We start from the raw sequence: 7,783 nt of genomic DNA, 5'->3' as shown, positions 1-7,783 counted from the left end.
CGGCCGCCCCCCCCGCCACCGCCTCCGCCGGTGTACGTCCCGCCCGCGCCGAACGTGGACGTGTGCGCCAGCGTCGGCAGACGGATCTCCGTCAGCGGCTGTATCTGACGGCATGATTCACTGACGCGGTGGATCGCGCATCGTTCGACCGGCTCTTCGACCTGACCGGCCGTACCGTTGTCGTGACGGGTGGCACCCGCGGCATCGGCCTGGCACTCGCCGAAGGGTTCGTGCTCGCCGGCGCGCAGGTGGTGGTCGCGAGCCGCAAACCCGATGCATGCGAGCGGGCCGCCGAACATCTGCGCGGCCTCGGCGGACAGGCGATCGGCGTGCCCACCCACCTCGGTGACATCGACTCACTGCAGGCACTGGTCACCCGTACCGTCGAGGAGTTCGGCGGAGTCGACGTCCTGGTCAACAACGCCGCCAACGCGTTGGCCCAGCCGCTGGGCGAGATGACGCCCGAGGCGTGGACGAAGTCCTACGACGTCAACCTGCGCGGACCGGTGTTCCTGGTGCAGCACGCGCTGCCGCATCTGAAGGAGAGCCGGCACGCCGCGGTGCTGAACATGGTGTCGGTCGGTGCCTTCAACTTCGCGCCGGGTGTGTCGATGTACGCCGCGGGCAAGGCGGCGCTGCTGTCGTTCACGCGGTCGATGGCCGCGGCGTACGCGCCGTACGGCATCCGGGTGAACGCGCTGGCGCCAGGGCCCGTCGACACCGACATGATGCGCAACAACCCGCAGGAGGCGATCGACGCGATGGCCGGCGCCACCCTGCAGAAGCGGCTGGCGTCACCCGACGAGATGGTGGGCGCCGCCCTGCTGCTGGTGTCCGACGCCGGCAGCTACCTCACCGGTCAGGCGATCATCGTGGACGGCGGCGGAACGCCTCGCTAGCCTCGCGCATCTCACCGCTCGTCGACGCCAGGATCTGGCTGCGGTTCTCGAGGTGGATGGCCTGTTCGAGACTGCCCGCCTCGAGGTTGGCCCACAGCACCTGCTTGGTCGATTCGAGACCGAATTTGCCGTAGCCGCACAGTGTTTCGGCCATGGCCAACGCGTCGTCGACGACGTTCGCCGACACCCGCGAGACCAGGCCCAGCCGTAGGGCCTCGGCGGCGTCGACCTGGCGCGCGGTCAGGATGAGGTCGAAGGCGTGCCCCGCGCCGACGATCCTCGGCAGGGTGTAACTCACGCCGATGTCGCAGCCGCCGAGGCCGAGTTTGATGAACTGCGTGCAGAACCGGGCGGTTTCGGAGGCGAGGCGGATGTCGGCCGCCGCCGCGATGGCGAACCCGCCGCCGTACGCCGGGCCGTTCACCGCGGCGATCACCGGTTGGCGCAGCCGGTGCAGCCGCGTCGTCAGCTCGGCGATGCGTTCCTGCCAGCGCATGCCCGAACGCGGGAACTCCGTACCGCCGCCGGTCGCCTCCGGGTTCGGGTCGGTGAGGTCCAGGCCCGAGCAGAACCCGCGTCCGGCGCCGGTCAGGACGACAACGCGGCAGTCGTTGTCGGCGGCGATGTCGCTCAGCGTGTCGTGGAAGCTCTCGACGAGCTCGTAGGACAGCGCGTTGAGCTTCTCCGGCCGGTTGAGGGTGACGACGGCGATGTCGGGCCGCGGGCGGCTCAACTCCAGGACGGTCATGACGGCCACGCTAGCGCTCGGAGCGGGGCACGCAGGCCTTGGCCCGGTCGAGGCCGGCACCGCCGAGACCACGGTTGTTGGCGCCGAATCGCCGAAGACCGTGCAACAACCGTAGTCTCGGCGCCGAGCGTCACCCCGCGCTGCGCCAACCGGCGACCCCGACGACGATCATCCGCAACTGCTTGACGGCGATCCGCTTGATCTCGGCTTGAGCGGCATCGGACGCGTCCGCCGTGTTTTCTATGGCCTCGGCAATCGAGATCATCGCGTTGACGATCAGGCTGGCCAGGATGTTGAGATCCTCGGCGCTCCACGTGTTCAGGCCGGGGAAGCGGGCCAGGTCGATCGCCAACTCCGAGGTGACCAACCGAATCTCGGTGCGGATCGCGTAACGCAGCACGGCCACCCCGCTGGAGCGTTCCCGGCCGATGAACCGCCAGTATTCGCGGCGCTGGTTCACGCCCTCGACGAGCATGTCCACCGAGGACTCGATGACCCGCTTCGGGTCCAGCTTGCCGGCGCGTGCGCTACGCAACAGATCGCGCAGCGCGCGGAACGACTCATCGATGAGGACCAGGCCCAGCGCTTCCATCGACTCGAAATGCCGGTAGAACGCGGCGGGCGCGATGCCGGCCTCCCGGGTGACCTCACGCAGGCTCAGCGCGGCGAAGCTGCGTTCCTCGAGCAGCGTCAGCGCGGCGGCGACGATGGCCCTTCGGGTGGCTTCCTTCTTCTCCTCACGCGACGCGGACTTGTCCCGAGAACGCGTTCCGGAGCGGCTTGTGCGTGAACTGGGCGTACGACTGTTCACAATGTGAAACCTACCACAAGCTGCTTTGACACCCTTGACGGATCCAGTCGTAACGGCGCACGGTGTACAAATGTTCACTCAAACGCGAAACCGGGGCCTGCGGGAGCGGGTGCTGCGCTCACCGCTGCTCGACCTGCTGACCGGGCCGCACGGCGTGGACCGGTACACCGAGCTCGTGACCCCGACGTGGACGCTGGGTGAGGCCCGCGCCAGGGTCGTCGCGGTCCGTCGGCAGACCCCCCGCAGCGTCACGCTGACGCTGGAACCGAATCAGGTGTTCACCGGCTTTCGGGCCGGCCAGCACCTCAACCTCACGGTCGAGATCGACGGGCGCCGCCGCACCCGCTGCTACTCACCGGCCAACGCCGAGGACTCCGGTCTCATCGAGCTGACGGTCGGCCGTCACGACGGCGGTCTGGTGTCGACGTACCTGTGCGATCACGCCCGTCCGGGGATGGTCGTCGGCCTCGACTCGGTCGGCGGTGACTTCACCCTGCCCGCGGCCCGGCCCCGGCGCATCCTGTTCATCGCCGGGGGCAGCGGCATCACCCCGGTGCTGTCCATGATCCGGACGCTGCGCGCCCAGGGGCACACCGGTGACCTCGCGCTGATCCACTACGCCCGCGGCGCCGCCGAGGCCTGCTACCGCACCGAACTCGCGGCGATGCCGGGTGTGCGGGTGTTCTACGGCTACACCCGCGACACCGCGGGCACCGATCTGGTCGGGCGTTTCTGCGCCGATCATCTGACCGCTGCGCTGCCCGATGCGGACGCCGTCTTCGTCTGCGGTCCGCCGGAACTCGCCGCCGCCGTCCGGGAGGTCCGTCCGGACGCACTGGCCGAGAGCTTCGTCCCGCCGACGTTCGCCGGGGCATCGTCGGGCGGCCGGGTCAGCTTCGCCGACAGCGGCGTCTCGGTGACCGACGACGGCCGCCCCCTGCTCGAGCAGGCCGAGGCCGCCGGCCTCACCCCCGAGAGCGGATGCCGGATGGGCATCTGCCACAGCTGCACCCGCCGCAAGACCAGCGGCGTGGTCAAGAACCTGATCACCGGCGCGGTCTCGGGTGTCGACGGCGAGGACGTGCAGATCTGCGTGTCCGCACCCGTCGGCGACGTCGAGATCGCGCTCTAGGAAAGGAGTTCGACATGACTTCCACGATCACTGCGCCGGCCGCCAAGGGCGTCGAGAAGACCGTCGCCGGCAAGACCGTCCGCCTGTCCGCCGAACAGCTCGAGGCGTTCGGCCGCGAACTCGACGCGCTGCGCGAGCAGGTGGTCGCCGACCTGGGTGAACGCGACACCACCTACATCCGCAAGGTCATCAAGGCCCAGCGGACGCTCGAAGTCGGCGGACGTGCAATGCTTTTCGGCGGCATCTTCCCGCCGTTCTGGCTCGCCGGCACGGCGATGCTGGGCCTGTCGAAGATCATCGACAACATGGAGATCGGCCACAACGTCATGCACGGCCAGTACGACTGGACCGGTGATCCGGCGTTGTCCAGCAAGAAGTTCGAATGGGACAACGCCTGCCCGGGCGACCAGTGGCGGCACTCCCACAACTACATGCACCACACCTACACCAACATCGTCGGCATGGACCGCGACATCGGCTACGGCATCCTGCGGATGAGCGAGAACCAGCGGTGGCAGCCGTATTTCCTCGGCAACCCGGTCTACGCGTTCCTGCTGATGGTGCTGTTCCAGTACGGCGTCGCGCTGCACGAACTGGAGACCGAGCGAATTCGGGCCGGTGAGATCAGCATCGCCGACAAGCGCGAGATCCTGCAGGGCATCTGGCGCAAGACCAAGAGCCAGACGCTCAAGGACTACGTGGCCTTTCCGCTGCTGGCCGGGCCGTTCGCGCCGTGGGTGTTCGCCGGCAACCTGACCGCCAACCTGATGCGTAACGTGTGGTCGTACATGATCATCTTCTGCGGCCACTTCCCCGAGGACGTGCAGGAGTTCTCGATCGAGGAGACCAAGGCCGAGTCACGCGGCCAGTGGTACTTCCGCCAGATCCTCGGCTCGGCGAACCTCAGTGGCGGCAAGCTCTTCCACATCCTCAGCGGCAACCTGTCGTTCCAGATCGAACACCACCTGTTCCCCGACGTTCCCGCCCACCGCCACGCGGAGATCGCACCACAGGTGCGCGACATCTGCCGCCGCTACGGGTTGCCCTACAACACCGGCCCGCTGCCTCGCCAGTTCGCCACCGTGGTGCGCAAGATCGTGCGGCTGGCACTGCCGAACTGACCGGGTCACCAGCCCCTGCGGTGCGGCTGCGAGCCGACGAGCTCTCCCTTGCCCGCGACGTCGCGGCTGCGGTAGACGATGTACGGCCGGAACAGGTAGCCGATCGGCGCGCTGAACACGTGCACCAGCCGGGTGAACGGCCACAGGCAGAACAGCACCAGCGCGATGATCACGTGGATGTGGAACCACAGCGGCGCCATCGCCATCAGATCGCCGCGCGGCTGCAGAATCCAGATGGACCGGAACCAGGGCGAGACCGTCTGGCGGTAGTCGTGTTCGGCGCCGACCGGAGTCGCCCCGATCAGCGTGCAGGCCAGCCCCGCGATGATGGCCATCACGAGCACCAGGTACATCACCTTGTCGTTGACGGTCGTCGCGAGGAACACCGGTCCGGTGGTGCGGCGCCGGAACACCAGCAACGCGATACCGGTCAACGTGGTGACACCGGCGATCGCCCCCAGCACCAGCGCCTGGACGTGATAGGCGTGGTCGCTCAGACCGACCGCCCTGGTCCAGGATTCGGGGATCACCAGGCCGATGACGTGCCCCACGATCACCACCAGGATGCCGAAGTGGAACATCGGGCTGCCGATCCGCAGCAGACGCGATTCGTACAATTGCGACGAGCGCGTGGTCCAGCCGAACTTGTCGTAGCGGTAGCGCCACCAGATGCCCACGACGACGATCGCCAGCGTCACGTACGGGGCCACATCCCAGAAGATCTCCCAGCCCGACATCTCAGCTGCCTCCTCGGGTGCGGCGTGGCGGTACGGTCAGCGTGAACGGCTGCAGGCCGACGGCTTCGGCGGGAGGCCCGTCGGCGGCCAGTTTCCGGGCCCGGCGCACATCGGCGTCGGTGGCGGCCGGCAGCGTCGCCAGCACGGCGGCGACGGTGTCCGCGTACGGCGAATCGGCCTCGCGCAGGGCCCGGTGCAGCACCTCGACCGGCACCCGGTGCTCGCCGAGCAGCCGGGCCCCGGCCTCCGGATCGACGGTCGCGGCGAACTCCAGCACCACCGGCAGGTAGTCGGGCGCCTCGTCGGCGGGCGGCGTCATCCCCGCGGCGCGGTACACCTGCGCGAAGGCCAGCATCGCGCCGCCGCGGTTGCGGGTGTCACCGGCCGTCCAATACGTCAGGTACATCGTGGCGCGGCGGCGCAGGTCGAAGGTGGCGACGTAGTCCTGTGCGGCCCGCAACGGGTCGACCGAGCGCAGCGCGGCCACGGTACTCGAAAGACGCTGCGCGGCAACTCCGTCGAGATGGCCCAGCATCTGCTCGGCGGTCTCGAGCCTGCCGCGGTCTGGATAGCTGAGCAGCAGCGAGGCGCACTGCCACACGAGCCGATCCTCGAGGCCATGGCGGGACCGCTGGAAGAGTCTGGCGGTCTTCATCGCGAATCCCCGTTGTCCGGGAAGATCCCCGGCGGGGTGCCGCGGCCGTCCCAGTTGAGCAGGTTCACCCGTGACGGTCGGTCCGCATTGGCGGCCATGCCGTCGCTGGTCTGCCGGTGCTGCAGCGCGTGGAACGTCTCGACGGCCACTGCCACCGGGCCACCGCTGGCCTCACCGAACGGACCGGATTCATACATGCCCGGCCCGCCCTCGAATGACAGCGAACACCCGGGCTCCTCGGCCCCCGGGATCCCGCCGGCCGCGTAGGCCGTCGGAATCACGTACCGCTCATCGTATTTGGCGAGCGCCAGCAACCTGTACATGTCGTAGATCTGTTCCTCGGTCAAGCCGACCGACTGCGGGATGTGTGGCTGGGTCTCGCGCCCGAGGTTGATGTCGCGCATGTAGGAGCGCATCGCGGCGAGACGGCGCAGCACGTCCTCGACGACGGCGGTGTCCCCGGCGGTGAACAGTCCGGCCAGGTACTCGATCGGGATGCGCAACGCCTCCAGTGCGCCGAAGAGATTGCCCAGTTCCTCACCGTCGTGACCGTCGCGGGCCACCGCGTCGACGATCGGCGACAGCGGCGGGATGTACCAGACCATCGGCATGGTGCGGTATTCCGGGTGCAGCGGCAGCGCCACCCGGTAGGTGTGGATGAGCGCGTAGATCGGCGAGCGCTGGGCCGCGTCGATCCATTCGTCGGAGATCCCCTCGGCGCGCGCCCCGGCGATGACCTCCGGATCGTGCGGATCGAGCAGCACCCCCTTCTGCGCCTCGTAGAGGTCGGTGTCGTTCTCCACCGAGGCCGCCGCCAGTACCCGGTCGACGTCGTAGAGCACCAGGCCCAGATAGCGCAACCGGCCGACGCAGGTCTCCGAGCACACTGTGGGCAGGCCGACTTCGATGCGCGGGTAGCACAGCGTGCACTTCTCGGCCTTGCCGGTCTTGTGGTTGAAGTACATCTTCTTGTAGGGGCACCCGGACACACACATCCGCCAGCCGCGGCAGCGGTCCTGGTCGACGAGAACGATGCCGTCCTCGCTGCGTTTATAGAGTGCGCCCGACGGACACGACGCCATGCACGAGGGGTTGAGGCAGTGTTCGCAGATGCGCGGCAGGAAGAACATGAAGGTCTGCTCGAACTCGAGCCGGACCTGTTCGCTGACCTTCGCGAGCACCGGATCGCCGGGCACGATCTCGGGGGAGCCGCCGAGGTCGTCGTCCCAGTTCGCCGACCACGAGATCTTCATCGGCTCACCGCTGATCAGGCTGCGCGGCGGCGCCACCGGCATCTGCTCGCCCAGGGGCGCGGATGTGAGGTTCTCGTAGTCGTAGGTCCAGGGTTCGTAGTAGTCCTCGATGCTGGGCATCTTCGGGTTGGCGAAGATCCGCAGCAGCTTGCTCAACCGGCCGCCGTCGCGCAGCCGCAGCCGGCCTCTGCGGTCGCGGACCCAGCCGCCCCGCCACCGCTCCTGGTCCTCGTAGGTCCGCGGATAGCCTTGTCCAGGGCGGGTTTCGACGTTGTTGAACCACACGTACTCGGTCCCGGGCCGGTTGGTCCACGCCTGTTTGCAGGTGACCGAGCAGGTATGACACCCGATGCACTTGTCGAGGTTCATCACCATCGCCATCTGGGCCATGACCTTCATGGTCTGCCTCGCTCCTTCGTCGCCCGGC

At 68.3% G+C, this 7,783-nt stretch carries 8 protein-coding genes and 1 pseudogene; 4 read left to right on the top strand and 5 right to left on the bottom strand.

Annotation, left to right across the window (positions count from 1 at the left end; genetic code table 11):
• Together AU195_RS26210 and AU195_RS14335 are read left to right on the top strand one after the other, a co-directional pair.
• A pseudogene (locus AU195_RS26210) lies at nt 1–108 on the top strand (RNA-binding protein); the annotation flags it as partial.
• A 20-nt stretch (nt 109–128) separates the two neighbouring features.
• Entirely contained in the window at nt 129–899 is a 771-nt protein-coding gene (locus AU195_RS14335) for an SDR family NAD(P)-dependent oxidoreductase (protein ID WP_059159710.1), read from the top strand.
• On the opposite strand, the gene AU195_RS14330 is transcribed toward AU195_RS14335, so the two are convergent.
• Entirely contained in the window at nt 868–1,647 is a 780-nt protein-coding gene (locus tag AU195_RS14330) for an enoyl-CoA hydratase/isomerase family protein (protein ID WP_059159709.1), read from the bottom strand. The two genes, AU195_RS14335 and AU195_RS14330, sit on opposite strands and share 32 nt — an antisense overlap.
• Before the next feature lie 130 nt (nt 1,648–1,777).
• On the bottom strand, nt 1,778–2,458 hold the full coding sequence (locus tag AU195_RS14325; protein WP_059159708.1) for a TetR family transcriptional regulator: 681 nt from the start codon (nt 2,456–2,458) through the stop codon (nt 1,778–1,780).
• Nucleotides 2,459–2,528: 70 nt separating this feature from the next.
• On the opposite strand from AU195_RS14325, the gene AU195_RS14320 reads away from it, so the two are divergent.
• Entirely contained in the window at nt 2,529–3,590 is a 1,062-nt protein-coding gene (locus AU195_RS14320) for a flavin reductase family protein (protein WP_059159707.1), read from the top strand.
• Between the two features lie 14 nt (nt 3,591–3,604).
• Nucleotides 3,605–4,711 (top strand): fatty acid desaturase family protein, encoded by a 1,107-nt coding sequence (locus AU195_RS14315; RefSeq protein ID WP_059159706.1) that lies wholly within the window; start codon nt 3,605–3,607, stop codon nt 4,709–4,711.
• Nucleotides 4,712–4,716: 5 nt separating this feature from the next.
• Here the strand turns inward: AU195_RS14315 and narI are convergent, their stop codons facing one another.
• The 3 genes from narI to narH are packed head-to-tail and all read right to left on the bottom strand — an operon-like array spanning nt 4,717 to nt 7,755.
• Nucleotides 4,717–5,448, bottom strand: a complete 732-nt coding sequence (gene narI / locus AU195_RS14310) for a respiratory nitrate reductase subunit gamma (RefSeq protein ID WP_059159705.1) — start codon at nt 5,446–5,448, stop codon at nt 4,717–4,719.
• 1 nt (nt 5,449) lies between these two features.
• Complete coding sequence (gene narJ, locus AU195_RS14305) at nt 5,450–6,103, bottom strand: nitrate reductase molybdenum cofactor assembly chaperone (protein WP_059159704.1); 654 nt, start codon at nt 6,101–6,103, stop codon at nt 5,450–5,452.
• Nucleotides 6,100–7,755, bottom strand: a complete 1,656-nt coding sequence (narH, locus tag AU195_RS14300) for a nitrate reductase subunit beta (protein WP_059159703.1) — start codon at nt 7,753–7,755, stop codon at nt 6,100–6,102. Before narH ends, narJ begins: the two co-directional genes overlap by 4 nt.
• Nucleotides 7,756–7,783 lie beyond the last annotated feature (28 nt).

Origin of the sequence: Mycobacterium sp. IS-1496, assembly GCF_001499995.1 — a bacterium.
Classification (GTDB): Bacteria; Actinomycetota; Actinomycetes; order Mycobacteriales; family Mycobacteriaceae; genus Mycobacterium.
Note: the sequence above shows the minus strand (reverse complement) of the source record. Positions and strands in the feature narration are given on the sequence as shown.